This window comes from Alkalibacterium sp. m-11, from assembly GCF_054658155.1.
The window spans coordinates 1-249 of sequence record NZ_BAAGIR010000634.1; the positions used below are offsets into that span (position 1 = coordinate 1).

General features: G+C 42.2%; 1 protein-coding gene. It reads left to right on the forward strand.

All coding sequences use genetic code 11. The annotated features are described in order from the left end of the window. A partial coding sequence (locus ACYQ2O_RS13745) for a hypothetical protein (RefSeq protein WP_459796878.1) occupies window positions 1-249 on the forward strand: 249 nt, incomplete at both ends.

Consider the following 249-nt stretch of genomic DNA (forward strand, 5'->3'; position numbering starts at 1 on the left):
ACAGAAAGAAAGAGAGAAAAGGCGACAGCATTGGAGTTCACGCTCCCCTGTCTTCTTTTCTCTCTCACCAATACATAATGAATTATACCTTACTCTCCCCAAATAATAAAGACTTTCTTCTCGCCTTGTCGCACTTAGGCAGTACCCGTTTTTATCAAGGTCTTCAAACGGCCTACGACCGTTTCTTCAATGATTTCTTATCTATGCATCCCAGCTGCCCCAAATGTAATCATACAGCCATCGTCTTTT